General features: G+C 38.9%; 23 protein-coding genes and 1 other RNA gene. 20 read left to right on the top strand and 4 right to left on the bottom strand.

What is annotated here, in order from left to right:
- The first annotated feature begins 743 nt into the window (after nt 1-743).
- The 5 genes from hydA to O7776_RS16230 are packed head-to-tail and all read left to right on the top strand — an operon-like array spanning nt 744 to nt 6,583.
- Entirely contained in the window at nt 744-2,141 is a 1,398-nt protein-coding gene (gene hydA, locus O7776_RS16250; RefSeq protein ID WP_274308007.1) for a dihydropyrimidinase, read from the top strand.
- 59 nt (nt 2,142-2,200) lie between these two features.
- Nucleotides 2,201-3,538, top strand: a complete 1,338-nt coding sequence (locus tag O7776_RS16245; protein ID WP_274310528.1) for an NAD(P)-dependent oxidoreductase — start codon at nt 2,201-2,203, stop codon at nt 3,536-3,538.
- An 11-nt stretch (nt 3,539-3,549) separates the two neighbouring features.
- Nucleotides 3,550-4,833: an NAD-dependent dihydropyrimidine dehydrogenase subunit PreA gene (gene preA / locus O7776_RS16240; protein WP_274308006.1), complete on the top strand. Its 1,284-nt coding sequence runs from the start codon at nt 3,550-3,552 to the stop codon at nt 4,831-4,833.
- A 35-nt stretch (nt 4,834-4,868) separates the two neighbouring features.
- Complete coding sequence (locus O7776_RS16235; protein WP_274308005.1) at nt 4,869-6,350, top strand: NCS1 family transporter; 1,482 nt, start codon at nt 4,869-4,871, stop codon at nt 6,348-6,350.
- 20 nt (nt 6,351-6,370) lie between these two features.
- Nucleotides 6,371-6,583 (top strand): hypothetical protein, encoded by a 213-nt coding sequence (locus O7776_RS16230; protein WP_274308004.1) that lies wholly within the window; start codon nt 6,371-6,373, stop codon nt 6,581-6,583.
- A gap of 238 nt (nt 6,584-6,821) precedes the next feature.
- On the opposite strand, the gene O7776_RS16225 is transcribed toward O7776_RS16230, so the two are convergent.
- The gene (locus O7776_RS16225; protein WP_274308003.1) at nt 6,822-7,433 is read right to left on the bottom strand and encodes a spore coat protein; all 612 of its coding nucleotides are present in this window, start codon (nt 7,431-7,433) and stop codon (nt 6,822-6,824) included.
- 173 nt (nt 7,434-7,606) lie between these two features.
- On the opposite strand from O7776_RS16225, the gene O7776_RS16220 reads away from it, so the two are divergent.
- The 9 genes from O7776_RS16220 (at nt 7,607) to eno (ending at nt 16,983) form a co-directional block, all read left to right on the top strand.
- Nucleotides 7,607-8,122 (top strand): LemA family protein, encoded by a 516-nt coding sequence (locus tag O7776_RS16220; protein WP_420802187.1) that lies wholly within the window; start codon nt 7,607-7,609, stop codon nt 8,120-8,122.
- Nucleotides 8,123-8,182: 60 nt separating this feature from the next.
- Nucleotides 8,183-8,938 (top strand): TPM domain-containing protein, encoded by a 756-nt coding sequence (locus tag O7776_RS16215; protein ID WP_274308001.1) that lies wholly within the window; start codon nt 8,183-8,185, stop codon nt 8,936-8,938.
- A 228-nt stretch (nt 8,939-9,166) separates the two neighbouring features.
- Nucleotides 9,167-9,400: a glutaredoxin family protein gene (locus O7776_RS16210; RefSeq protein ID WP_274308000.1), complete on the top strand. Its 234-nt coding sequence runs from the start codon at nt 9,167-9,169 to the stop codon at nt 9,398-9,400.
- Nucleotides 9,401-9,566: 166 nt separating this feature from the next.
- Nucleotides 9,567-10,595, top strand: a complete 1,029-nt coding sequence (locus O7776_RS16205) for a sugar-binding transcriptional regulator (RefSeq protein WP_274307999.1) — start codon at nt 9,567-9,569, stop codon at nt 10,593-10,595.
- Between the two features lie 99 nt (nt 10,596-10,694).
- Nucleotides 10,695-11,708 carry a type I glyceraldehyde-3-phosphate dehydrogenase gene (gene gap / locus O7776_RS16200; RefSeq protein WP_274307998.1) on the top strand — a complete coding sequence of 338 codons (1,014 nt, stop codon included), beginning with the start codon at nt 10,695-10,697 and terminating at the stop codon, nt 11,706-11,708.
- 407 nt (nt 11,709-12,115) lie between these two features.
- Complete coding sequence (locus O7776_RS16195) at nt 12,116-13,300, top strand: phosphoglycerate kinase (protein ID WP_274307997.1); 1,185 nt, start codon at nt 12,116-12,118, stop codon at nt 13,298-13,300.
- Nucleotides 13,301-13,313: 13 nt separating this feature from the next.
- Nucleotides 13,314-14,075 carry a triose-phosphate isomerase gene (gene tpiA, locus O7776_RS16190; RefSeq protein WP_274307996.1) on the top strand — a complete coding sequence of 254 codons (762 nt, stop codon included), beginning with the start codon at nt 13,314-13,316 and terminating at the stop codon, nt 14,073-14,075.
- Nucleotides 14,068-15,609, top strand: a complete 1,542-nt coding sequence (gene gpmI / locus O7776_RS16185; protein WP_274307995.1) for a 2,3-bisphosphoglycerate-independent phosphoglycerate mutase — start codon at nt 14,068-14,070, stop codon at nt 15,607-15,609. Before tpiA ends, gpmI begins: the two co-directional genes overlap by 8 nt.
- A 78-nt stretch (nt 15,610-15,687) precedes the next feature.
- Nucleotides 15,688-16,983 (top strand): phosphopyruvate hydratase, encoded by a 1,296-nt coding sequence (gene eno, locus O7776_RS16180; RefSeq protein WP_274307994.1) that lies wholly within the window; start codon nt 15,688-15,690, stop codon nt 16,981-16,983.
- A 213-nt stretch (nt 16,984-17,196) separates the two neighbouring features.
- On the opposite strand, the gene O7776_RS16175 is transcribed toward eno, so the two are convergent.
- A complete protein-coding gene (locus tag O7776_RS16175; protein ID WP_274307993.1) occupies nt 17,197-18,126 on the bottom strand; it encodes a nuclease-related domain-containing protein in 930 nt (309 codons plus the stop codon).
- Between the two features lie 241 nt (nt 18,127-18,367).
- Here O7776_RS16175 and secG point away from each other — a divergent pair, with 241 nt between their 5' ends.
- The 6 genes from secG to ssrA all read left to right on the top strand — a co-directional run bounded on the left by secG (nt 18,368) and on the right by ssrA (nt 23,321).
- Nucleotides 18,368-18,595, top strand: coding sequence for a preprotein translocase subunit SecG (secG, locus tag O7776_RS16170; protein WP_241370027.1), 228 nt, complete (start codon nt 18,368-18,370; stop codon nt 18,593-18,595).
- A gap of 184 nt (nt 18,596-18,779) precedes the next feature.
- Complete coding sequence (locus tag O7776_RS16165) at nt 18,780-19,526, top strand: alpha/beta hydrolase (protein WP_274307992.1); 747 nt, start codon at nt 18,780-18,782, stop codon at nt 19,524-19,526.
- A 40-nt stretch (nt 19,527-19,566) separates the two neighbouring features.
- Nucleotides 19,567-21,978, top strand: a complete 2,412-nt coding sequence (gene rnr / locus O7776_RS16160; RefSeq protein ID WP_274307991.1) for a ribonuclease R — start codon at nt 19,567-19,569, stop codon at nt 21,976-21,978.
- A gap of 60 nt (nt 21,979-22,038) precedes the next feature.
- Complete coding sequence (smpB, locus tag O7776_RS16155; RefSeq protein WP_274307990.1) at nt 22,039-22,503, top strand: SsrA-binding protein SmpB; 465 nt, start codon at nt 22,039-22,041, stop codon at nt 22,501-22,503.
- A 29-nt stretch (nt 22,504-22,532) separates the two neighbouring features.
- Nucleotides 22,533-22,700 carry a hypothetical protein gene (locus O7776_RS16150; RefSeq protein ID WP_274307989.1) on the top strand — a complete coding sequence of 56 codons (168 nt, stop codon included), beginning with the start codon at nt 22,533-22,535 and terminating at the stop codon, nt 22,698-22,700.
- A 265-nt stretch (nt 22,701-22,965) separates the two neighbouring features.
- Nucleotides 22,966-23,321: a transfer-messenger RNA gene (ssrA, locus tag O7776_RS16145) on the top strand.
- Nucleotides 23,322-23,466: 145 nt separating this feature from the next.
- Here the strand turns inward: ssrA and O7776_RS16140 are convergent.
- Both O7776_RS16140 and O7776_RS16135 read right to left on the bottom strand, forming a co-directional pair.
- Nucleotides 23,467-24,633, bottom strand: a complete 1,167-nt coding sequence (locus O7776_RS16140) for a site-specific integrase (RefSeq protein ID WP_274307988.1) — start codon at nt 24,631-24,633, stop codon at nt 23,467-23,469.
- A 274-nt stretch (nt 24,634-24,907) separates the two neighbouring features.
- The gene (locus O7776_RS16135) at nt 24,908-26,086 is read right to left on the bottom strand and encodes a tyrosine-type recombinase/integrase (protein ID WP_274307987.1); all 1,179 of its coding nucleotides are present in this window, start codon (nt 26,084-26,086) and stop codon (nt 24,908-24,910) included.
- Nucleotides 26,087-26,140: the final 54 nt, after the last annotated feature.

Here is a 26,140-nt window from a genome sequence, read left to right as displayed (position 1 = left end):
TGAAATAAAGTCTACTTTCATCTGAAATGGTTTTATTTTAAAAAAAATAGCTGGTTTTTATTTTCAAAGAAAACATTTAATTGAAGATACAATATTGTAAACAGCGACATGTTTTATGCATCCTCGCCGCCTCGCGAATGCGCAAGCGGCGGCATTGGACTCTTTTAACTAAATTCACACGCAACATTTTAGTTTGGCGGGCCTTGCATGCGGCATTAAAGACAGTAGTATGGACACGTACCACGTGGCCATAATGCGGTCATGCCGTAGCCCGCCACAATAAGTAACATTCTAATTAATCCATTCTTTAAATTTGCTCAATGTTAGATTATTATTCAAAATTTAATACATCTATCCCTCATTCTATGAAATTGTGTTTGCTAAAAATATTTAGTAGTACGCTTTCCGCAAAAGGTATTTAAGCTTTAGTTCACATCAGTTTTGTCCAACGTATGGATATAATCAAAATTCTTTTCATAAATATATTTAATTGCATAAAGTGAAACTTTCTTTGCTTGATGGGATATTCCTCATCTTATTTCGAACATTAGCTTTCACTTAGCGTGCTTATAGTGTCAGTGGATCCCTCATTTAAGCTGTCTCCAAACACTTATCATTTTAAGTGTGAGCATTAATGTAGGATAAGCACACCTTTAATAATCCGAATATTTTGTATTCTGTTGTTTTATCAATTCTTTAATAGAGTTTTTGATAAATAATTTTAGCAACTAGGAGGAGAAATTATGAAGAAGATCGTAACTGGAGGAACTATTGTAACGGCTGCCGATACGTATAAAGCAGATTTATTAATCGAAGACGGGGTAATTACGCAAATTGCACCGAGTATACAAGAGGAAGATGCGGAAATTATTGATGCGTCAGGAAAGCTTATTTTCCCAGGAGGAATTGATCCGCATACCCATTTAGATATGCCTTTTAATAATACCGTTACCGATGATGATTGGGAGTCAGGGACGATTGCAGCAGCATTTGGAGGAACGACAACAATTATTGATTTCTGCATTAGTGCCGGTTCTCCTACTTTAATGGATGCCATTGATACATGGCATAGCAAATCGAAAGACAAGGCGGTTATTGACTACGGTTTCCACCTAATGATTGGTGATTTAAATGAGCAACGTCTAAAAGAATTGCCTGAAGCGCTAGAACGAGGCGGGATAAGTTCAATCAAAGTGTTTTTAGCATATGCAAAGGAATTCCAGGCAACAGACCGTACATTATTCCAAGCATTTAAAGTTGGAAAAGAGCTAGGTGCAACGGTTATGGTGCACTGTGAAAATGGGTCGGTTATTGACGAGCTAGTAGAAGAGGCGAAAGCAAAGGGTAATACAGCTCCAATTTATCATGCATTAACACGCCCTCCAGAAGTAGAAGGAGAAGCGACAAAACGTGCGATTGAACTTGCAAATTTAGCGGGAGCACAATTATATGTTGTACATGTTACATGTAAAGAAGCCGTTGATGAAATTATTTCAGCGCGCAATAAAGGCTACAATGTTTTAGGTGAAACATGCCCACCGTATTTAGTGTTGGATCAATCAGCATTAGCAAAGCCGGACTTTGAAGGGGCAAAATATGTATGGTCACCACCTTTACGCCCGAAAGAGCATCAGGAAGTATTATGGAATGCATTGAAAGCGAAGCAATTACAAACAATTGGTTCAGATCAATGCTCTTTCAGCTTTAACGGCAAAAAGTCATTAGGGAAAGATGATTTCTCGAAAATTCCAAATGGAGGGCCATTTATTGAGGATCGCTTCTCTGTTATATATTCGGAAGGCGTAGAAAAAGGCCGAATTTCAATTAATGAATTTGTTGATATGATTTCTACACAGTCCGCAAAGATTTTCGGATTATTCCCGCAAAAGGGGACGATTGCTATTGGATCAGATGCCGATATTGTCTTATTTGATCCGACAGTTAAACGTACGATTTCAGCGGAGACGCATCACATGAATGTGGACTATAACGCATTTGAAGGGTTGGAAGTAACAGGTGAACCGACAAGCGTTTTAGTACGTGGTGAATACGTAATTAAAGAAAAAAAATTCGTAGGTAAACTTGGAAGTGGCAAGTATATCCGACGAGAAGTAAAGAACACAACTAAAGTATCTTCATAAGTATTGATCCCACTAGACAAGTAATAACAAATCACACTGGGGAGAGGATTGTTATGAAAATGAGTAATGATTTATCAAAAAACTTTGAAGAAATGTTTGGTGGCTTAACAACATATACCGCAACGGTTGAAGCAAATCGATGTTTATATTGCTACGACGCGCCTTGTATTCAAGCCTGTCCAACAAGTATTAATATTCCAAGCTTTATAAAGAAAATTGCTTCGAATAATATGAAGGGTTCTGCTCGCGTCATAATGGAGTCAAATCCTGTAGGTGCAAGTTGTGCGAGAGTTTGTCCAACAATCGAGCTTTGTGAGGGAGCTTGTGTATTAAATAGTGAGGAAAAACCAATTCAAATTGGTCATTTGCAACGCTATGCAACTGATTGGCTACGTGAATCGAACGTAAAATTATTTACACCACAACCGCAAAACGGTAAGAAAATCGCAATTATCGGGAGTGGCCCCGCAGGTTTATCTGCCGCACGTGAATTGGCGTTATTAGGATATGCCGTAACGATTTATGAGGCCGATGAAAAAGCAGGCGGTTTAAATTACTACGGAATTGTTTCATTCCGCTTACCACAAGATGTCGTAGAATGGGAAGTTAAGCAAGTACAAAACCTAGGTGTAGAAATAAAAACAAGCACAAAAATAGGGGAAGATGTGCTCGTAGATGAACTACTTGCCAATTTTGACCGCATTATCGTAGCGGTTGGGATGGGGAAAGTACCGATGCTTGGCATTGAGGGTGAAAACTTAGAGGGCGTATATGATGCGATTGATTATGTAAAAGAATCAAAAGCTACATTTACTGATAAGGTAGTAGGGAAAAAAGTAGTTGTCATTGGTGCTGGGAATACAGCGATAGATGCTGCAACCTGCTCGGTTCGTTTAGGTGCGGAGCAAGTGCAAATTGTTTACCGTCGTACCTCCAAAGAAATGACGGCCTATGATTTTGAATATGAATTTGCCAAACTGGACGGTGTGGAATTCAGATGGTTATCACTACCTAAACGAATTATTGGCAATGAAAACGGTCAAGTCATTGGAATGGAATGTGTGAAAATGAAGTTAACGGATATAGAGAATGGAAAAGGAAAGTTAACGGAAATTCCTAACTCTGAATTTGTCATTGAAACAGATGCAGTCATTCGAGCAATTGGTCAAACGAAACATTATGAACTGATTGAGCATTTAGGATTAGCGAATACACGTGGTGTGATTGATGTAGACATGAATAGTTTGAAAACATCAAATCCGAAAATCTATGCTTGCGGTGACGTTATTTATGGCAATGGCTATGGTGAAGCAACGGTCGTGTCCGCGGCGCAACAAGGAAAAGATTCGGCATACGCAATTCATAATGAACTGAACGCAAAATCAGAAATTGCATAGGGGGTATTCAAATGGCAGATTTATCGATTAATTTCGCAGGCATTAAGTCACCAAATCCATTTTGGCTAGCATCGGCACCACCGACTAACTCGGGTTACCAAGTGCAAAGGGCGTTTGAGGCAGGCTGGGGTGGTGCAGTTTGGAAAACATTAGGAGATCCTATATTAAACGTTACATCACGTTTTGCAGCTGTTAGTTTTAATGGACAACGAGTTGCAGGCTTTAACAATATTGAGTTAATTACAGACCGTCCACTAGAAGTGAATTTAAAAGAAATTTATGAAACAAAGAAACGATTTCCGAATCATGCGATTATTGCGTCGTTAATGGTTGAACCAAAGGCTGAAAAGTGGCATGAAATCGTTAAGAAAGTACAAGATGTCGGTGTTGATGGCTTTGAATTGAATTTTGGTTGTCCACATGGAATGGCCGAACGCGGAATGGGCTCCGCTTCAGGGCAGGTGCCAGAACTAGTAGAAAAGCAAACTTATTGGGCAAAAGAGTATGCTGAAGTTCCGGTAATCGTAAAGTTAACACCAAATATTACAGATATTACTGTAACAGCAGAAGCGGCGATTCGTGGTGGTGCAGACGCCATTAGTATGATTAATACGATTAATAGTTTAGCCGGAGTGGATTTAAACTCTTGGAATACAATCCCGCATGTCGGAAATAAAGGTGCACACGGAGGTTATTGTGGCCCAGCTGTTAAACCGATTGCACTAAATATGGTAGGGGAATGTGCTAGAAATCCAATTATAAACGTACCGATTTCAGGCATTGGTGGAATCTCAAATTGGCAAGATGCAGCAGAATTTATTTTGATGGGTTCTACAAGCGTACAAGTTTGTACAGCAGCCATGCATCATGGATTTAGTATTGTAGAAGATATGATTGATGGCTTAAGCAATTATTTAGATGAAAAAGGCTTAGCTTCAGTAACGGATTTAGTTGGAAAAACAGTCCCGAAATATTCGGATTGGGGGGATTTAGATTTAAATTACAAAGTTGTCGCAGAAATTAATAATGACATCTGTATTAATTGTAATAAATGTCATATAGCTTGCGAAGATACTTCTCATCAATGTATCGATTTATATTCGGAAAATGGGCGTCCAATGTTAAAAGTTCGAGAAGAGGACTGTGTTGGTTGTAATTTATGCTCCATTGTTTGTCCGGCTGAAGGTGCAATTACGATGAAAGAATTACCTCGTACACAAGCATCAATGACATGGAATGAAAGACAATCATTACTTGCAGGATTCAGTGCGAATAATTCAAATGTTGTCCGTTAATTAGTTTAAAGAAATCTAATTAAATGAGGTGTAGCATGTCAAAATCCAAAAGTTCAAGTGATAATTACTTAAAGTCTCCTGATTTACTACCTATTAAGTATGAAAACCGTAATATAGGGATGTTAGGTTTTGGTGTAATTTGGGTAGGTATGGCCATTGTATTAGCAGCGTTTGCAATCGGTGCTGGAGGTATTATTAATTTAAGTATGCCAATGTTAATATTGGCGACATTAGTTGGGTCTGTATTAATCGGAATATTTATGGTAATTATCGGTGATATAGGTGTAGAGCATGGTTTATCGTTTCCGGTATACATGCGGGCTCCATTTGGTACAATCGGAACCCATTTACCGTCATTTGCCCGTGCATTTACCGCGTCATGTTGGTTTGGTATTAATACGTATTTTGGTGCTGCAGCAATCAACGGAATTTTAAATATATTAATTGGCTTTGATAATTGGTTTGTATGTTTCATCGTATTTGCTGGGTTACAATTGCTAAATGTTTCATTGGGGATTAAGTCGATCGAGCGTTTTGCAGATTTCGCAGCGCCAATCATTATCTTCATCTCGATTTGGATGTATTTACAATTATCTGCTGAAGCAAAGGAACAAGGAAAGGCAGTATGGTCTTGGGTGGAAGCACCACAAACAGGCTTTGAACAGTTTACCGCATTTATGGTTATCGCAACAGCGATTATGGGCTTCTGGGCGACATTGGCTGCCGATATGCCAACGCTTTCTCGTCACTTTAAAGCGCCAAAATATGAACGCAACTGGTTCAAACGAAATAAAACGCAATTATTAGGTTCTCTTATTGTTCAACCTGTTTTTAATACATTAATGGTTGTAATCGGAGCGGTATGTTATATGGCGACAGGCTCGGGTGATCCAATTAATGCACTTCAGCAGGCAGCGGGTGGATTTGTACTTGTAATGCTATTATCGATGATTGTCTTAGCCCAATGGTCGACAAATACTTCTGCGAACGTAATTCCAGCAGCTACCATTTTTTCGAATATAGGTGGACCAAAAGTGCCTTTCTGGGTGGGGGTAGTTATTGCTGGGATTGTTGGTACAGTTGTTCAACCGTGGAGTTTGTTTGACATTTTAAATAGCGTGCTTCTTGTGATTGGTGGAATTTTATCTTCAATCGTAGGTATTTTATTTGCGGATTATTATTTACTTCGAAAACGTCGTGTAAATGTAAAAGAGTTATATGAAATTAATGGGCAATATCGTTATTTAAAAGGTGTAAATTTAGCGGGACTTATTGCTTGGATTATTGGTGGGTTAATCGCTAATATTTGGCCAGCGTATTCTTCATTAATCGGCTTTTTTGTAGGGGCTGCCATTTACTTTGTATTAGCGAAGTTCTGGTGGTTCAAAAAGTATCCACAAGCTGAAATAGTGAATCCAAGTGATGAAGACTATTTAGGTATTACAACGGGACGCAGTTGGACAATTGATGTGGAAGCAGAACCAATTAGTGTTCCATCAACAGTTTCTACAGAATAACATGTCAAAGAGGTGGGATTATGTCGGAATTTCAGTTTGTCGAAAAGGAAATTCAGCAAATTGATCAACTACTTGCGCAAAACTATATTTTCACAAATATTACCGAAGACTTAGAGGGCGCATATGTTACATTTATGAATGAAGAAACGAAAGATGAGATAATATTGCATATTAAAATGGCAGAGACGAGAAAATATTTTTCTTCTAAGTTACATGAACAATTAAATAAGTAAGTTTGAAAACTAGTACTTTTGTCGAGAATTCTATAAAAGTACTAGTTTTATTTTTGCCCGGAGTGTACAACAACTCAGTGGTGTAAGCCCACTACAATCTTGGCGATTCTTTATTACTACCTTAGATGAAATTTATAAAAAGAGCATGCGCAATTATTTTGTACGCATGCTCTGTTATTTTTTGGCGAATAGAAACTTTTGATTAAATCATCCGTATATCTTGGTAAGAAATATGATTTTAGTTTGGCATGTTTTTCGCTTTTTGTGCTTGGCCATACATATTGAGCATTGCGTTCATATCTTGCTCAGATAGTTGTGGTACTTGGTAAAACCCTTTTTTGTTTTCGTAAAGTGAAACTTCATACGCCATTTCGATGCAGTTGGCGACAGAATCTTGTAAAACCCTACGTACGACTGGATTTGTTGTTTCAAGTGCGGCAGCGGTTTTGCCTTTTGCACCAGCTTTATGACAGCCTAACATGAAGCCTGAAATGACAGCATCGTTTATTTCGCTTGCAGAAGTCATTGGTGCTTTTGGGGTACCTGGTGTTAAGCCATAATTTGTGTCATTGCCCATTTGCATATTGTAGCTACGGGTTGGATGTTGCGGGTCATGGCCGGTTTTGTATGACTCCATCGTAATATTGTATTCATCGAGCATGAAAGCGTACTGACGATCCATAATATTTAATAGCTCACTATCTTGTACATGGTCGCGTAGTAGTACATATTGATTCAGTCCGGCGATCATAGTACTAAGTACTTCGTGAACGTCAAGTAACTCGTGGGCACCGTGGTTGTGTGAGAAAGGCATTTGATTGTCTTGAGATTGTGATGATTGGGTATACATTTATAAACCTCCATTTTTAGAAATTTCGTACGTTCTTATTGTGGAGAATAAAAAATTTTTTATACGTAATTTTCAAAGAGAGGGTGTTCGTTGTGCATGTAAAAAATCAAAAAGGAAGTGCGTTACTTATTGTGCTCATTGCAATAGTAGCGATCATCGTTATTGCGGTAGTAATGATTGTGCCAAAATATAACAGTTTAGTAACAGGTGAGGAAAAGGTGGAAGCTACTTGGGCACAAGTTGAAAACCAATTACAACGCAGATTTGATTTAATTCCTAATTTAGTAAATACCGTAAAAGGTTATGCGAGCCATGAGGAAGAAGTATATACACAAATAGCTAATGCACGTACACAATATGGAAATTCCAATACAATAGAAGAAGCCGCAGATGCGAATAATGATTTATCTTCTGCATTGTCACGCTTATTAGTCATAGTAGAGAATTATCCGGAGTTGAAAGCTAATGTACAATTTACACGTTTAATGGATGAACTGGCTGGAACGGAAAATCGTTTAGCAGTTGCACGTAAAGATTATAATGATACCGTTCAAACGTTTAATAGTGATGTACGTCTGTTCCCAAGTAACTTGATTGCTAGTATGTTTGGCTTTGAGAAAAAAGATTACTTTGAAATTAAAGAAGGTGTAGAAGAGTCGCCTTCTGTTGATTTTGGAAATGGTGAGTAATAGTTCGTATTCAGGTGGAGCCGGCAGTTTAGATCTCAGCTTCTAAAGGGGGAAGGGCATATGAAAAAGCTATTGTTAGTGGCATTATTCTTAGTCTTAATGCCATTACAAACATTTGCGGTAATTCCACAAAAGCCCGCATATAATTCGTATGTTTATGATTACGGAAATGTTATCTCGGATGACGTTGAGCAAAAATTAATTCAAGCAGCAAAAGCACTTGAAGGATCAACAGGAAATGTCATTGTAATGATGACGATTGATACGATTGGTGGCTTGGAACCGTATGAATTTGGAACAGAAACAATGCGAGCATGGGGCATTGGTGATGAAAAGCTTGATAATGGCATGCTCATTTTTGCCACAACAGAGCAAGGCAAAGGACAAAATGATATATGGATAACTGTCGGGGATGGTCTAGAGGGGACTTATCCAGACGGTTTACTTGGGAGTATGATTGATACGTATATGATGCCGTATTTAGCAAATGGAGATTATACGGATGCTTTCGCTAATATATTTTCGCAGTTTTATGAAGAAATGGGTGGAGATGCAAGTGGTGTTGATTTGGTAAAGCCTATTTCATCGAATGATAGTGAAGGAATTTCAATTGGTTTTATTATTTTCATTATTATTGTTTATATCATTATTACGAAATACGGTGGTGGCGGTGGTCCAGGTGGGCGCAGACGTACTGCACGTCGTGTTTATCGAAATAGCGGCTACCCAGGAGGATTTGGCGGCGGTTCATCAGGTGGCTTCGGCGGCTTTGGTGGCGGCGGTTCATCTGGCGGCGGCGCGGGTAGGAAGTTTTAACTTGATTCAGCGGGGGGCAGACCCCGGCTGAATCAAGTCCCCGGCGGATGTCACCGATTTATTAGAGGAGTCTCGGAAAATATCTGGACGATAGTTAGCCTGGGCGTAATTGATTTAAATGCGTAGCGTCTTACTGAAATATTTCGGTAAGATGCTTTTTATTCGAATAAAATTCACATACTTATTAAAAGGATATCCGATACAATAGTATAAAAAGGAGAGTTTATAATGATCGTAAAATTTTATTCGCGTGCAAACTGCGAGCTCTGCATCGAAGGCTTACATACATTAAAAATCGTACAGGAGGAAATTCCTTTTACGATTGAACAACATGATATAGAAGGCAATGATGAAATTCATGAAAAATATATGCTGATGATTCCCGTAGTTGAAAAAGATGGAAAAATAATTCAGTACGGACAATTAGATTATGTAACGTTGTTAGATGCGCTAAGTGAATAGTCATTTAGCTCATCTAACATCATTTTGCTCGAAATGACGAGATCTTAGTTGCAAATAAGTATGATTCATTTTATAATAACAACATAAATTATTTTTTTGTCTTAAGTGGGACCGAAAAATGATTAGTGGGGCAAAATTTGTCCTATAAGTATGAGTGGGTGATTTTTTGGACAATGTTACATTTTTTGAAGCTGAGCGTAAATTGATGCCTGAAATCAATGCTTTGTTTCAAAAGCGCTTTCGAATTTTACAGACTCTTGCAACATTTGGTCCAATTGGTAGACGTGCATTAGCAGAGCAACTTCATATGACCGAGCGAGATGTACGTAATGAAATAACGGTAATGAGTGAACAGCATCTCATATCTGTTCAGAAAAAAGGCATGTCCTGTTCGTCAAATGGTTATGAAGTATTAGAACAGCTTTCTGAATTGTATCGTGAACTTTCTGGTATTGTTGCGAAAGAACAGCAGTTAGCTCAACAGTTTGGTATTAGACGTGTTGTCATAGTTTCGGGAGATGTTGAGAAAGATAGTACGGTGAAACAACAGCTAGGCAAGGAAGCTGCACAAATCATGCTCGAAATTGCGCAAGGTAAGGATAAAATCGCTGTTACTGGTGGAAGTAGTGTGGCATCTTTAAAAGAATATTTAGTGCCAAATACAGTGCTTAGTGAAGTCGAATTTCTTGCAGCACGGGGTGGTATGGGCGATGAAATGACATTCCAAGCCAATACAATCGTTGCAAAATTCGCGAAAAAAACTGGCGCAACCTATCGTACCTTATTCTTACCAGAGCATTTAAGTGCACAAGCTTATGAAGCAATGAAACAAGAGCCGATTATTCAAGAAATGATTACACTTTATGAACAGGTAAATATTGTTGTACACGGAATTGGTGCGGCACATGAAATGGCCCAACGTCGAAATAGCTCACAGCTAGAACAGCAAGCACTTGATGAAAAGGGAGCAGTTAGTGAAGCGTTTGGATATTATTTCAACGAGCAAGGAGACATCGTGCATCATATTCGTACGATAGGTATTCAGCTTGAGCAAGTTAATAAAGCACGTCATGTTGTTGCGATTGCAGCAGGGCATAATAAAGCGATGGCGATTCAAGCGTATTTTAAAAATGCAGCCGCGCAATCGATTTTGATTACAGATGAACAAACCGCAAATGCAATACTTTCAAAATGAAAATGTTATTAAGAGTATGTATATCTTCATTCAACGAGTGTTCAATGCATGAAAGAGTGGCATACTGTTTAAATAAAAAATTTATTGGAGGAATTACACATGGTATTAAAATTAGCAATTAACGGATTTGGACGAATCGGACGATTAGTGTTCCGTGAAGCGATGAAGCATGAGGAATTTGAAGTAGTTGCAGTAAATGACTTAACAGACGCTGGCCAATTAGCGCATCTTTTAAAGTATGACTCAGTACACGGTGTATACGATGCAGATGTGCAAGCAGAAGAAAACGCATTTATTGTCAATGGTAAACGAATTCAAGTGTTTTCTGAAAAAGATCCTGCCAATTTACCATGGGGTGAGCTTGGCGTTGATGTAGTATTAGAATGTACAGGTAGATGGCGTTCAATGGAAGAAGTGTCTCGCCATATCCAAGCAGGTGCAAAAAAAGCGATTCTTTCAGCGCCAGCAAAAGGCGACATGCCAACTTACGTAATGGGCGTTAACCATACAGAGTATGATCCATCTCAGGATGTCATTTCTAATGCATCTTGTACAACAAATTGTTTAGCACCTCTTGCAAAAGTATTAGATGAGAAATTCGGTATTAAACGTGGAATGATGACAACTATTCACTCATACACAAACGACCAACGCATCCTTGACTTCCCACACTCTGACCCACGTCGTGCGCGTGCAGGTGCGGTATCAATGATTCCAACAACTACAGGTGCGGCGGTAGCAGTCTCGAAAGTTTTACCTCAATTAAAAGGGAAATTAGACGGCTTCTCTATGCGTGTACCAACACCAAATGTATCATGTGTGGACTTAGTTGCAGAATTAAACACAGATGTAACATTAGAAGAAGTGAACGGTACGTTAAAAGCAGCAGCAGATGGCGAATTAAAAGGTATTTTAGCGTATAACGAATTACCTCTTGTATCGATCGACTATAACGGTAATCCAGCTTCTTCAACGATTGATGGCTTATCTACAATGGTTATGGAAAATCGTATGGTAAAAGTGGTTTCTTGGTATGACAATGAAATCGGTTATTCAACTCGTTTAATGGATTTAGCATTATACATTGCAGGTCGTGGAATTGAGAAAGCATAATTTTCGTCTAATTAAAACGAATCCTTAAATTCGTTTAATGTGACATACTTTTTGTAAACCTAAGAAAAAGTGTGACATAATACAAGTTATTCGTCATAAAAAGTATAGCCTTTAATTTCAGAACGACTTATAATATTAAAGGGTAAAGAGCGGCAGGGAATTAAAATTACCCGAACCGCTCTTTTTTTTCGGAAAAACCTTATTAATAAGGGCAGTGCAAGACAGTACTGCTGAATTTTGATACTATTTAAATTGGTGGATAGGAAAGTACAAATTTTTCAAGGAAATCCACATAAAAAAAGACATCATTTCTCGCTATTTTGGCGTGAAATGTGCTTTTCTAAAACTAACACATATTAGTAACAGATAACGATTACTGGAATCATAATTGAAGGAGGATTTTCTTTATGTTTTTAAAGAAGTCAATGAACGATGTAGATGTAAAAGGGAAACGCGTATTTGTACGTGTGGATTTTAATGTGCCGATGGAAGCGGGTCAAATTACTGACGAAACACGTATTCGTGCAGCAATCCCAACAATCGAGCAATTAGTAAACGCAGGTGCAAAAGTGATCTTAGCGTCACATCTTGGCCGTCCAAAAGGCGAAGTGAACGAAGAGATGCGTTTAACAGCTGTTGGTACACGCTTAGCAGAAATTATGAACAAGCCTGTTACAAAGTTAGATGAGTCAATCGGTGAAGCAGTTGAAGCAGCAGTAAATAACATGCAAGACGGCGACATCGTGCTACTTGAAAATGTACGCTTCCATAAAGGGGAAGAAAAAAATGATGCAGCATTAGCACAAGAGTTTGCTAAATTAGCAGACCTTTATATTAATGATGCGTTCGGCGCAGCTCACCGTGCACATGCTTCAACAGAGGGAATCGCGAAGTTCGTTCCTGCAGTATCAGGTTTACTAATGGAAAAAGAATTAGACGTACTTGGTAAAGCATTATCAAATCCAGAGCGTCCATTTACAGCGATTATCGGTGGCGCGAAAGTTAAAGATAAAATTGGCGTAATTGAAAACTTATTAGATAAAGTAGATCACTTAATTATCGGTGGTGGCTTAGTATTTACATTCGTAAAAGCAATGGGCCATGATATCGGTAAATCATTATTAGAAGAAGATAAAATTGAATTAGCAAAAAGCTTCATCGAGCAAGCAAAAGCAAAAGGTGTTCAGCTACACATGCCAGTAGATGCAGTAGTAGCAAATGAATTCTCAAAAGATGCACAAACACAAGTAGTCGCAATTGATGCAATTCCATCTGATTGGATGGGTCTTGATATCGGACCAAAAACAGCTGAAAATTATGCAGAAGTAATTAAAGCTTCAAAATTAATCATTTGGAACGGACCGATGGGTGTATTCGAAATGGAAAAATTCGCGAACGGCACAAAAACAGTTGCAGATGCAATGGCTGTAACAGAAGGCTATACAATTATCGGTGGCGGTGACTCAGCGGCAGCGGTAGAAAAATTCGAAGTAGCCGACAAAATGGATCATATCTCAACAGGTGGCGGTGCGTCATTAGAGTTAATGGAAGGTAAAGCATTACCTGGTATCGTCGCGTTAAATGATAAATAGGAGGGATTCTTGAATGCGTAAACCAATCGTAGCAGGAAACTGGAAAATGTATAAAACATTTGATGAGGCGGTTGATTTTGTTGAAGAAATTCAACAAGCAATACCTTCTCCAGAAAAGGTAGATGCCGTTATTTGTGCACCAGCACTTTATTTACCTACATTAGTCGTAGCGGCAGAAGACTCGTCTTTAGCAATCGGTGCACAAAATATGCACTTTGAAGATGAAGGCGCATTTACAGGTGAAATCAGTCCAGCAATGTTGTCAAACATCAATGTAGATTATGTTATTTTAGGGCATTCAGAGCGTCGTGAACTCTTTAACGAAACAGACGAAGCAGTAAACAAAAAAGTCCGTGCTGCCTTAAATCACGGAATCGTGCCAATTATTTGCTGTGGTGAAACATTAGAAGAGCGTGAAGCTGGTTCTACAGAAAGCAAGGTCGCGGGTCAAATGACAAAAGCGTTAGAAGGTTTCTCAGCGGCTGAAGTAGAGCATATGGTTATTGCTTATGAACCAATTTGGGCAATCGGAACAGGCAAAACAGCAACAGCAGATGATGCCAATGCAGTTTGCGGTTCGATTCGTGAAGTAGTAGCAAGCTTATATGGCAAAGACACAGCAGAAAAAGTACGCATTCAGTACGGCGGTAGTGTAAAGCCAGAAAATATCGAAGAATTATTAGCAAAAGAACATATTGATGGTGCATTAGTTGGCGGTGCAAGCTTACAACCTGCGTCATTTATGAAATTATTGGAGGCGGCAGCAAATGCCTAAACAACCCGTAGCACTCATTATTTTAGATGGTTTTGCCTTTCGTGAAGAAGTGAAAGGGAACGCTGTTGCACAAGCCAACAAACCAAACTTTGATCGTTATTGGAGCAATTACCCACACGCAACACTAACTGCGAGTGGTGAAGCTGTTGGTCTACCAGATGGCCAAATGGGGAACTCTGAAGTAGGGCACTTAAATATTGGTGCAGGCCGCATTGTGTATCAAAGCTTAACACGTATCCATAAATCGATTCGCGAAGGCGATTTCTTCCGTAACGAAAAGTTTTTAGCAGCAGTAGAACATGCGAAAAAGCATGGTTCAAAATTACACTTAATGGGCTTACTATCAGATGGTGGGGTACACAGCCATTATGAGCATCTGTTTGCGCTATTAAAATTAGCAAAAGCAAATGGTTTAAAAGATGTATACGTTCATGGATTCTTAGATGGTCGTGATGTTGGTCCAACAACAGCGCGTAAATACATTTTAGAAACAGAAAAGCAAATGACTGAAATCGGTATAGGAAAATTTGCATCGATTCACGGTCGTTATTATGCGATGGACCGCGACAAACGTTGGGAGCGCGTTAGATTAACATACAACGCGTTAGTAGACGGTATCGGTCAAACTGCATCAACAGCTCATTCGGGTGTAGAATCTTCATATGAGCGTGAAGTAAATGATGAGTTCGTTATTCCGTTTGTACTTACAGAAGAAGGTGCACCAGTTGCAACAATTAATACGAATGATGCAGTAGTCTTTTTCAACTTCCGTCCGGACCGTGCGATACAATTATCAAAGGTGCTTACGAACGAAGCATTTGACGCGATGCCATTATCAGAAAAGCATCCGAAAAATTTAAAATTTGTGTCATTCACGCATTATAGTGAAGATGTTGTCGCAGATGTAGCGTTTGAAAATGATAACTTACTAAACACAGTTGGTGAAGTCATTTCAAAAGCAGGGAAAACGCAGCTGCGTATTGCCGAAACGGAAAAGTATCCGCACGTAACATTCTTTATGAGTGGCGGTCGTGAGGAAAATTTTGCAGGCGAGGAGCGTATTTTAATTGCTTCACCAAAAGTTGCAACGTATGACTTAAAGCCAGAAATGAGTGCCTATGAAGTAACAGATGCCTTACTTGCTGCGATTGCAGCGGATAAGTTTGACGGCATTATCCTAAACTTCGCGAATCCAGATATGGTAGGACATTCAGGTATGCTAGCGCCAACTATTAAAGCAATAGAAGCGGTAGATGTGTGTTTAGGTCGCGTGGTAGATGCGATACTAGCAAAAGGTGGTCAAGCGATTATTACAGCCGATCACGGGAACTCAGATGAGGTTGTGACAGTAGATGATCAACCAATGACTGCCCACACAACAAACCCAGTGCCAGTCATCGTAACAAAACCAGGTGTTCAGTTACATGAAGACGGTATTTTAGCAGATTTAGCGCCAACTATGCTTGCGCTAATGAACATTGCGCAGCCTGCTGAAATGACAGGTAAATCATTAATTATGCCAAACGAACAATAGTTTTCGTGCGGTTGATTATATAGGTAGCTTAAGTTTTACATTACCATCTAAATTTAATTACAGAGGAGATTTTTATTTATGCCATTCATTACTCAAGTATATGCTCGTGAAGTTTTAGACTCTCGCGGTAACCCAACAGTAGAAGTAGAAGTATTCACAGAATCAGGTGCTTTCGGTCGTGCCATCGTGCCATCTGGTGCATCAACTGGTGAATATGAAGCCGTAGAATTACGTGATGGAGACAAAAGCCGTTACTTAGGTAAAGGTGTTGAGAAAGCGGTAGAAAACGTAAACACAATTATCGCTGAAGAATTAGAAGGTCAATATTCTGTATTAGATCAAGTAGTAATCGACCAAGCGTTAATCGAGCTTGACGGCACAGAAAACAAAGGTAAATTAGGTGCAAACGCAATCCTTGGTGTATCTATGGCAGTAGCACATGCAGCAGCTGATTATTTAGATATTCCTTTATACCAATACCTTGGTGGCTTCAACTCAAAACAATTACCAGTACCAATGATGAACATCATCAACGGTGGTGCACACGCAGACAACAATGTAGACATTCAAGAATTCATGGTTATGCCAGTTGGTGCAAAATCATTTAAAGAAGCATTACGTATGGGTACTGAAATTTTCCATAACTTAAAAGCGGTATTAAAAGACAAAGGCTACAACACTGCAGTGGGTGACGAAGGTGGTTTCGCACCAAACTTAGGTTCAAACGAAGAAGCAATTACAGTTATCATTGAAGCAGTTGAAAAAGCGGGCTACAAAATGGGCGAAGAAATCCGTATCGCTTTAGACGTAGCATCTTCTGAGCTTTACAACAAAGAAACTGGCAAATATGTATTAGCTGGTGAAGGTGTAGAAAAAACATCTGAAGAAATGGTTGCTTGGTACGAGGAGTTAACTTCTAAATACCCAATCATCTCAATCGAAGACGGCTTAGATGAAAACGACTGGGCTGGTCACAAATTATTAACTGAAAAAATCGGTAACCGCGTTCAATTAGTAGGTGATGATTTATTCGTTACAAACACAGCAAAACTTTCTCAAGGGATTGAGCAAGGTGTTGGTAACGCCATTTTAGTTAAAGTAAACCAAATCGGTACATTAACAGAAACTTTCGAAGCAATCGAAATGGCTCAACGTGCTGGCTATACAGCAGTTATCTCTCACCGTTCAGGCGAATCTGAAGATAACACTATCGCTGATATCGCAATCGCAACAAACGCTGGCCAAATTAAAACAGGTGCTCCTTCACGTACTGACCGTGTTGCGAAATACAACCAATTATTACGTATTGAGGACCAATTAGGTGCAACTTCACGTTTTGAAGGTATTAAATCTTTCTATAACTTAAACAAATAATTTTTCGGCGCTCGGGGATTAATTTCCTCGGGCGTTTTTAATTGTTAGAGCTAGGATATTAGAAGAAAATGTGTTTTTATTAGAAGAAAATGTGTTTTTATTAGAAGAAACGCTAGATATATTAGAACTTTTTTCGGATATATTAGAAGAAATGACATACATATTAGAATAAATCGCACTTATATTAGAAAATCACGTGAAACTTCCATTAATTCACCAGCTATCGGGAATGATATAAAAGGCTCCTTTATTAGTTCCGTGTTTTTCTAAACCTAATTTCCCTAACATTTTTGATGCTGTGTGTATGCAGGGGATGTTGAAAAACTCTCGAAACTCTTTATTCGTAATTCGAGGGCTTATTAAAATACGATAATGAACTAAAGATTCAATAATGGCATCTTTATTTTTAGTTTGACATATGCTGCATTCAAAATAACCCTTTTTATAATTCATTACATTTGAATATTGGCATTGCTTACAGAGGACACCTTTACGAAGACGATGCTTTTCAATTGTGCGACGAGGTGGGAGCTGCTTATAGAGCTGTGCAAATTGATTTTGCAAAATGGATAAATTTGCTTGAGGCTTGGGATGCTGTTCATATAATTTTTCCAGAAAGTAGGGAACGCCACTAATATGCATAATCGGATAATCAATCAAGGAAGAGTCCAGTTTTGCACGTACATTCGCAATCACAACTGTGTAATAGACGGGAATTGATATTTGCCATGTTTTTAACAAATGCTCGATAAATAATTGATGACGATAGGCTTGATCGAAGGGGTTTGGGAAGTTTTCTTGAAGGTTGGATTCAGCAATTCGATAAAATTCGTGTAACGCAGGTTTATAAAACAATGTGCCCGAAATTTGCTTTACTTCGAAAATCACAATAAAATGCGCCGTAACGAACAGACCATCTATTTGGTGAGTAAAGCCGTTAGCGTTTACGCACTCAAAATTATAATAAACGTTTGCTTTACTTTTAAGATGATAGTCTGACAATACGAGCTTCAATTTCTCCTCACCCGCTAATCCAGCATCTAATCGATAAAGCTTTTGCTGAAATGTGGTAACTTCTAAATCATCATGGTTCAAGCGTTTATTGACTGCATCGATAAAAAAATAATGTTTAGATTTTTGCATATAATTTACCTCCTTATGACCAATTTACAGTAGAGAAAGAGTTTTAACAAGTTGCCTAATTTGATAAAAATTATAATCCATGATCTAATTTCAGAGACATAAAAATAAAGCAAAGCGGCATCTAAAAATAATTACCCACAGGAGTCAATCTGGTGTTCTTTGCCAAAGAAATATTGTAAAGATGAGCGGATTTTGCTATACTGATTTGTATTGTGACGTCCATAACTAGGAGGTGGAGCAAATGCATACATTATTAATGGTATTACTTATTATCGTAGCCCTGTCTTTAGTTGTTGTGGTATTACTACAATCAGGTAAGAGCGCAGGTTTATCAGGTGCCATCTCTGGTGGAGCTGAGCAACTTTTCGGTAAGCAGAAAGCTCGCGGGATGGATTTAGTATTACACCGCGTAACGATTGTTCTTTCTGTATTATTCTTCGTATTAGCATTAGCTATTACAAAATTCTAATCGAATGAATCTAAGTCGCCTAACCGAGCACATTGCTTTCGGTTAGGCTTTTTCTTTTAGTCCACTTCAAAACACAGTATAATAGAAGAAATGGAAAGTTTTACGCGATTCGAAGGTGTGTTTGAATCGTATTTTTCATATATTAAAATGGGTAGATTATAAAAAAAGACAGGAGTCAAACAGCATGAAAACAGCTTTGTCTTCACCGTTTTTCTTCCGTTCAGGTAAGCGAGCGGTGCTATTATTACATGGCTTTACAGGCAGCAGTGCCGATGTGCGCATGCTTGGTCGCTACTTAGAAAAGCATGGTTACACGTCACTTGCACCACATTATAAAGGACATGGTGTACCGCCAGAAGAACTGATTGCCTCTCATCCAGATGAGTGGTGGCAAGATGTACTGCGCGGGTACAATGAATTGAAGGAAGCGGGCTATGAAGAAATCGCTCTTGCTGGTCTCTCACTTGGCGGTGTTTTTTCATTAAAGCTAGCCCTTGAACAACCGGTTAAAGGCGTTGTCACAATGTGCTCGCCGATGACAATGCGCACAACAGACATCATGTTTGAAGGCGTACTCGATTATGCAAAGCAATATAAAAAACAACAAGGTAAAAGTGAACAGGAAATTAATTTAGAAATCGAAGCAATAGAAAAGCAGGGAATGGCGTCATTGCCTGCACTCCAAACGCTTATTTCCGATGTAAGACAGTCCATCGATATGCTATATGCACCGATTTTAGTGATTCAAGCAACGAATGACAAGGTAATTAATGCGGATTCGGCGAATATTATTTATAATTCCGTAGAATCAAACGATAAGCATATTAGCTGGTATAACGAGTCAGGGCATGTTATTACACTCGATAAAGAAAAAGACAAGCTACACGAAGAAATTCTCACGTTTTTAAATTCGTTAGATTGGATAGTCTAATGTTGGGATACTATTTTTCTGTTCAAAGGAGGGAAAATATATGGCACAGCAAAATGATTTACAAAAACGCATTTTAGAGTTTATGAAAGACGATGCGTACAAACCAATGACCGTATCTGAAATTGAAGATGCGTTTGAATTAGTAGAGGCGGATGATTTCCGCGAATTAGTGAAAACACTTGTAAAAATGGAAGCGCAGGGCTATATTGTGCGCTCACGTACGAACCGTTACGGCTTACCAGAGCGTATGAACTTACTGCGAGGTCGTTTTATTGGAAACGCGAAAGGTTTTGGCTTCGTTGCTCCAGAAGAACAAGGCATGGATGATATTTTCATTCCAGCATACGAAATTAACGGTGCATTAAATGGCGACATCGTTTTAGTGCGTATTTTAAAAGAGCAGTCAGGCGATCGCCGTGAAGGTACAGTTACTAAAATCGTAGAGCGAAGCAAAACGACATTTGTAGGCACATATCAAGCAAATCGTGGCTTTGGCTTTGTTGTAACAGATGACAAAAAATTAAATATGGACATTTTCATCGCAAAAGAGGATGCTCTAGGTGCAGTGGATGGCCATAAAGTCGTTGTAGAAATTACGCATTGGCCAGATGAAACGAAATCAGCAACGGGAATGATTACAAAAATTTTAGGGCATAAAAATGACCCAGGCGTGGACATTTTATCGATACTTTACAAATATGACATTCCCCCTGAGTTCCCACCAGAGGTAGTGGATGCTGCTACGCAAGTACCGGATGAAATTTCGGAAGCGGATCTAATCGGTCGTCGTGATTTACGTAATGAAGTCATTGTAACAATAGACGGCGCAGATGCCAAAGATTTAGATGACGCGGTAACTGTTATAAAAAATGACGACGGTACTTATAAATTAGGCGTGCATATTGCGGATGTAAGCTATTATGTGACGCAAGGCTCTGTGTTAGATTTGGAAGCTTACGAACGCGCAACTTCCGTGTATTTAACAGACCGTGTAATTCCAATGATTCCGCATCGCTTATCGAACGGAATTTGTTCGTTAAATCCACAAGTTGACCGTTTAACGCTTTCTTGTGAAATGCTAATCGACCAAGCAGGTCAAGTCGTAAAGCATGAAATTTTCCAAAGTGTTATTAACACGACAGAACGTATGACGTATACAGATGTGTATCATATTTTAGAGCATGCCGATGAAAATCCAGAGCTAATCGAGCGCTATGAAAACCTAGTGCCGATGTTTAACGATATGAAGGATTTAGCCCAAATTCTACGTAATAAACGTATGAATCGTGGAGCGATAGACTTTGATTTTAAAGAGTCAAAAGTGCTTGTAGATGAAGTAGGTTGGCCAACTGATATCGTACTGCGTGTACGCACAGTGGCAGAGCGCTTAATCGAAGAGTTCATGTTAGCTGCGAACGAAACAGTAGCGGAGCATTTCCACTGGATGGAAGTACCGTTCTTATATCGTATCCACGAAGATCCGAAGCCTGAAAAATTACAGCGTTTCTTCGAGTTTGTGACGAATTTCGGTATTATGGTGAAGGGTACAGGTAACTCGGTACACCCGAAAGCATTACAGGAAGTGATTAATTCGATTGAAGGCTTGCCAGAAGAACCAGTTATTTCAACGATGTTATTGCGCTCAATGCAGCAAGCAAAATATTATGCAGATTCATTAGGTCACTTTGGTTTATCGACCGAGTTTTACACGCATTTTACGTCGCCAATTCGTCGTTATCCAGACTTAATCGTGCACCGTCTCATTCGCACGTATTTAATTAATGAAGATACGTCTTCAGAAACGACATTCCAATGGGGTCAGGTAATGGACGATATCGCCGAGCATACGTCAAGTCGTGAGCGACGCGCGGTTGATGCAGAGCGTGATACGGATGCACTGAAAAAAGCGCAATTCATGAGCGATAAAATTGGTGAGGAATTCGAAGGGATTGTATCGTCAATTACGAACTTTGGAATTTTCGTTGAGCTGGACAACACGGTTGAGGGCTTAGTGCATATTTCGAACATGACGGATGATTATTATCGTTTTGAAGAGCGCCATCTGATGATGATCGGTGAGCGTACAGGTCGTCAATTCCGTATTGGCGATGAAGTGAAGATTCGCGTGGCGAATGTAGTTATTGAAGAATCTTCAGTTGATTTTGAAATTGTTGATATGGTTTCAAATGCACGCCCAGCTCGCCGTCAAACGTCGAAAGTGATTCATGCGGGCCGTCGCGAAGGTGGACGTCGTAAGGATCAGGAGCGTACTGGCGAGAAGCGTGACCGTAAATCGCGCGGGGAAAGCAAGAAACGACCTGAAAAAGAGAAGCGCACAGGCACATCTGAACGTGATCCACGCGGTCGCCGCAAAGATGGCAAAGCAAGCGATAAGCCAAAGTTCTACGAAGGTATCGCAAAAGGCAAAAAGAAAAAAGGTAAGAAGAAATAAGGCTGTTTGCTATGGCGATATTGCTATAGCACGCCTTCTATAAGTAGAGGTGTATACTAGATGGCAAAAGGCACAGGCAAGGTTTTGGCACAAAACAAAAAGGCGAGCCATGATTACTTTATTGAAGAAACAATTGAGGCGGGCATGGTACTAACGGGTACGGAAATTAAATCGGTGCGCGGTGCACATGTGCAGTTAAAGGAATCGTACGTCAGCATTCGCGATGGAGAAGCATGGATTCGCAATATGCACATTTCAGCGTTCGACCAAGGGAACCGCTTCAACCACGATCCGTTACGCGAGCGCAAATTGCTGTTACATAAGAAGCAAATCAATGAGCTAATCGGCGCAGTCAAACGCGATGGTTACACAATCGTTCCGTTAAAAATTTATATTAAAGACGGCTACGCAAAGCTATTAATCGGTCTTGCAAAAGGTAAGAAAGATTACGATAAACGTAACGACATGAAGAAAAAAGAAGCCAAGCGTGATATGGAACGTGCTTTCAAGGAACGCCAACTATAATAGTAGTTGTAAAGGGGGGTGTCCGAGAAGTGATTCTGGGACACCTCCTTTGCGCCGAGGATGGTGGAAATTTTATTTCGACCACCGCAGAAGCACCGCCTGCAGCGGATAATAAATACATGAACGAAGCACTGCTCGAAAAGTATTTACTTTTCGAGCAGCCCCTTTTCTTGTTGGGGTGGGAAGTATTTTTATGAAATCAATTTAAGAAAAGTCATCATCTCGCGCATTTGAAGTGAAATGTGTTGTTCTAATGGTTTGAGAGGGAATTTTGTCGTGCCTTTATCATTTGTAAAGGTAGCTCGGCCAAACTTTGGCAACGCATAATTTCGGTGTATTTACTTGCGCACACGCTATTTTTGTCATATAATTTATTTTACTAGCCAGTGTATGCCTACTCATACGGTATACGTTTTAAGAGTATTTAATACTCTTTCCGAAACACTCGGAGTCTTATACTTCGGGGACGTTACGGATTCGACAGGGGTGGTTCAAGCTCTGGTCGCGCGTCGGAGGTCTCGTCTTCGTCATCAACGGAAGTTATATAATAACTGGCAAACAACAAAACTTAGCTTTCGCAGCGTAAGCTCGTGAGCGCTCGGCCTCTGCATCGCCCATGTGCAGTACGTCGGGCCCAACTTTAGTGGGATACGATCGCTGGTGCCACCTGAGTCAGCGGTAAGAGATTTCCAGGTTAGCGATTCGGACGCCTGTTTGTCGGCATAAGAACTCGCGAACTGTAAGTAGACAAACTACACGCGTAGAAGCCGGCGTATTGGAGCTTCTGGACGCGGGTTCGACTCCCGCCGTCTCCATACTGTGAAATGTACTGAATTTCACTGAGTGTCACAAACGTTGTTAAATCAACGTTTGTGGCACTTTTTTAATGCCTTTGAGTTGTACTGAATTGGATTGAATCCTTATTAAAAACCTTATTAACCTTTGTTAATCCTTTGTTAGTAATTACTCTTTTTCAGGTGTAGTCATGAAGTTTGTAAACTTATTGATTGTTTCTGCTTTTGCTTTTTTTGTCACGTGAGCATAAACCTCTAATGTTGTTTTTACATCTTTATGACCAAGGCGGTATTGTACCTCTTTGATTGTTGCTCCAGCTTCAAACAGTAATGAACAATGTGTGTGGCGTAGCCCATGTGTAGTAATATACTCAAGGTTATGTTTTTGAAAAACTGTTGAAAGCCATTGAACTGTTTTATTTGGATCTAGTAGCACATTTTGTTCATTTGAAAACACTAACTGCTTTTTAGTATTCGTATTAAAACCCTTTGATTTATACACCTCTGCTTGTTCAATTTTCCATTGTTTTAATAGGTCAAACGTTTTTTCATCTATTTTAATCGTCCGTGACTCGCCATTCTTTGTCGGGCCTAAGTATAAACCTAATTTTCCGCGCTTTACAGCTTTAGTTATACGAATCTCTTGTGCATCAAAGTCGATGTCCTTCCATTGAAGTGCAAAAGCTTCTCCTTTTCGCATTCCTGAAAAAGCAAGCAGGTGGAATAGTGCAAAACGTTTCAAATTATTGCCTTGCTCAACACATTGTAAAAACTGAATCAATTGCTCCCGCGTATAGAAGTTTTCATACTCATCCTCTTCGTCATCTAAATTAATTTTTAATTTAATGACGGGCATTTCAACTAAGTCGAAGGGGTTTTTATCGATTAAACCATGCTTAATGGCGTATTTAATAACTAAAGCCGCATAATTTTTAATCATCCGGAATCGTTGCAGTTTTTTTGCCCATTGATTCACATGCTTTTGGCAAATTGCTGCATCAATTTTAGCGATTTTATAATCCCCAAAGCTTGGGAGGATATGATTTTTGAAGATCCGCTCAGTTTTTAGTAATGTACTATCTTCCACAGTGTTTTCATATTGCTCCATCCATAATTTGTAGACATCTAAATATGATTCCGCGGATTGTTTTCGAAAAGTTCCATTCCGAATTTCTTGTTGAATTTGTGCAAGTGCCACTTTTGCTTCTCGCTTTGTTTTAAATCCACTTCTAGTAGTCGTTTTCTCTTTACCTGTTAATGGATCGACACCAATATACACGTGGAATTTATAGCGCTTTTCGTTGTTTTTTAATGTGTAAATTTTAATCGTTGTCATTGTGTAAAACCTCCAAGTTCGTGCTTACGGAGACTTTGAGGTTGTAGTATTGAATACTACGATTAAAATTATATTGTATTTTAAAAGGCTGGGCAAATGAGAGAAGAGAAAAAGCACTTAGAGATCACTAATGATTATTCTAAGTGCTTTTTATTAATCTACGTCATGTATTCTCAAAATTTCCACTCATTGAGTTATTTTCGGATTGGGATCGGATATTGGGATTGTTTATCTTAAAGATAAGGGGATTACTTAAGTCTTTGAATTCACTATATTAATAAATATCATTTTCGCCTAGGTAAGCTAATAGAGAATTTAGAGTATTAAATTTCACCTTTTTAGTAACATGGATATAAAAAAGTTCTGTCGTATTTTTTTTTCTAACGTGTCCTAATCTTTGTTGAATTCCGATTGAACTCGCTTCAGCTTCAGTTAATTGGGTAGCGTGAATATGTCGTAAGCCATGTACAGTAATAAATTTAATATTAAGAACCTTTATCGCTTTATGCAATAACTGATTGGAATAATCTTGTTTTATAAAGTTATTAACTGAATTGCTAAATACCAATTGTTGATCTGGCGATTTAATAGGAATTCCAATTTGAACAAAAAGTTTCTTTTGTTCCTGTTGCCATTCTTTTAGCACATCTAATGTTTTTTCATCCAAAACAATAATCCGACTGAGTTTTCCTTTTGGTACTCCTATATTATTACCTTTGTTGTATTTCGAGTAGGAGAACGCTTCGTATATATCTAATGTCTGTTCGGAAAAATCAATGTCGGACCAAGTTAAAGGGGTAAGTTCTCCCTTTCGCATACCTGTAAACATAAGAAGACGAAGCAAGGCATAAGATTTTAAATCTAGTTTCTTGCAGTAGTCTAATAAAGTTTTGAAATCTTTAATGTCTAAATAGTTATCAATTTGCTCCTGAACTTGCTCATTCGGGATTTTTGCACTTTTAAAAGGATTTGAATTGATATATTTATATCGCACTGCCGCATCCATTACATCAGATGCATAATTAATGATGTGATGAAAATACTTCAACTTTTTTGATAGTTGTAAACCGAAATCTTCACAATGTCTTACCGTAATTTTTGCAACTTTCATATCTCCAAAGTAAGGGAGGATATGATTTTTGAAATAGCCCTCAGTTTTCGAGTACGTACTCATTACTATTCCTGAGTCCTTGTATAGGACATCCCATTCTTTATGCACGTCAACAAATGATTTACGATTATTTTCGGGAACTTGTCCGTTATTAAATTCATACTTAAGTTTATCTAATGCAATCTGTGCCTGCTTTGGTGTCGGAAATTTGCTGCGAGTTACAATTTTATCTTTACCTGTAAGTTGATCAACTCCTAGGTATGCTGTGAAACGATAAAGTGTACTCCCATCTTTTAAGTTGTAAGATTTAATTGCTGGGTTAAATTTTGATTGAATTGTCATGATTAATTCCTCCGATTTTTTATTTTTATTAATATATTTGTTTGAAAGTAGAGC

It is taken from the genome of Solibacillus daqui, assembly GCF_028747805.1.
In the GTDB taxonomy this organism is placed as follows: Bacteria; Bacillota; Bacilli; order Bacillales_A; family Planococcaceae; genus Solibacillus; species Solibacillus daqui.
This window is presented reverse-complemented; position numbering and strand designations above follow the sequence as displayed.

What these genes read in the sequence shown, in the direction of transcription:
- gap (WP_274307998.1), top strand. Translation starts at nt 10,695, where the DNA reads ATGGTATTAAAATTAGCAATTAACGGATTTGGACGAATCGGACGATTA.
- hydA (WP_274308007.1), top strand. Translation starts at nt 744, where the DNA reads ATGAAGAAGATCGTAACTGGAGGAACTATTGTAACGGCTGCCGATACG.
- secG (WP_241370027.1), top strand. Translation starts at nt 18,368, where the DNA reads ATGCATACATTATTAATGGTATTACTTATTATCGTAGCCCTGTCTTTA.
- tpiA (WP_274307996.1), top strand. Translation starts at nt 13,314, where the DNA reads ATGCGTAAACCAATCGTAGCAGGAAACTGGAAAATGTATAAAACATTT.
- O7776_RS16140 (WP_274307988.1), bottom strand. Translation starts at nt 24,633, where the DNA reads ATGACAACGATTAAAATTTACACATTAAAAAACAACGAAAAGCGCTAT.
- O7776_RS16135 (WP_274307987.1), bottom strand. Translation starts at nt 26,086, where the DNA reads ATGACAATTCAATCAAAATTTAACCCAGCAATTAAATCTTACAACTTA.
- rnr (WP_274307991.1), top strand. Translation starts at nt 19,567, where the DNA reads ATGGCACAGCAAAATGATTTACAAAAACGCATTTTAGAGTTTATGAAA.
- O7776_RS16220 (WP_420802187.1), top strand. Translation starts at nt 7,607, where the DNA reads ATGATTGTGCCAAAATATAACAGTTTAGTAACAGGTGAGGAAAAGGTG.
- O7776_RS16215 (WP_274308001.1), top strand. Translation starts at nt 8,183, where the DNA reads ATGAAAAAGCTATTGTTAGTGGCATTATTCTTAGTCTTAATGCCATTA.
- O7776_RS16210 (WP_274308000.1), top strand. Translation starts at nt 9,167, where the DNA reads ATGATCGTAAAATTTTATTCGCGTGCAAACTGCGAGCTCTGCATCGAA.
- preA (WP_274308006.1), top strand. Translation starts at nt 3,550, where the DNA reads ATGGCAGATTTATCGATTAATTTCGCAGGCATTAAGTCACCAAATCCA.
- eno (WP_274307994.1), top strand. Translation starts at nt 15,688, where the DNA reads ATGCCATTCATTACTCAAGTATATGCTCGTGAAGTTTTAGACTCTCGC.
- O7776_RS16235 (WP_274308005.1), top strand. Translation starts at nt 4,869, where the DNA reads ATGTCAAAATCCAAAAGTTCAAGTGATAATTACTTAAAGTCTCCTGAT.
- O7776_RS16175 (WP_274307993.1), bottom strand. Translation starts at nt 18,126, where the DNA reads ATGCAAAAATCTAAACATTATTTTTTTATCGATGCAGTCAATAAACGC.
- O7776_RS16165 (WP_274307992.1), top strand. Translation starts at nt 18,780, where the DNA reads ATGAAAACAGCTTTGTCTTCACCGTTTTTCTTCCGTTCAGGTAAGCGA.
- O7776_RS16225 (WP_274308003.1), bottom strand. Translation starts at nt 7,433, where the DNA reads ATGTATACCCAATCATCACAATCTCAAGACAATCAAATGCCTTTCTCA.
- smpB (WP_274307990.1), top strand. Translation starts at nt 22,039, where the DNA reads ATGGCAAAAGGCACAGGCAAGGTTTTGGCACAAAACAAAAAGGCGAGC.
- O7776_RS16245 (WP_274310528.1), top strand. Translation starts at nt 2,201, where the DNA reads ATGAGTAATGATTTATCAAAAAACTTTGAAGAAATGTTTGGTGGCTTA.
- O7776_RS16195 (WP_274307997.1), top strand. Translation starts at nt 12,116, where the DNA reads ATGTTTTTAAAGAAGTCAATGAACGATGTAGATGTAAAAGGGAAACGC.
- gpmI (WP_274307995.1), top strand. Translation starts at nt 14,068, where the DNA reads ATGCCTAAACAACCCGTAGCACTCATTATTTTAGATGGTTTTGCCTTT.
- O7776_RS16230 (WP_274308004.1), top strand. Translation starts at nt 6,371, where the DNA reads ATGTCGGAATTTCAGTTTGTCGAAAAGGAAATTCAGCAAATTGATCAA.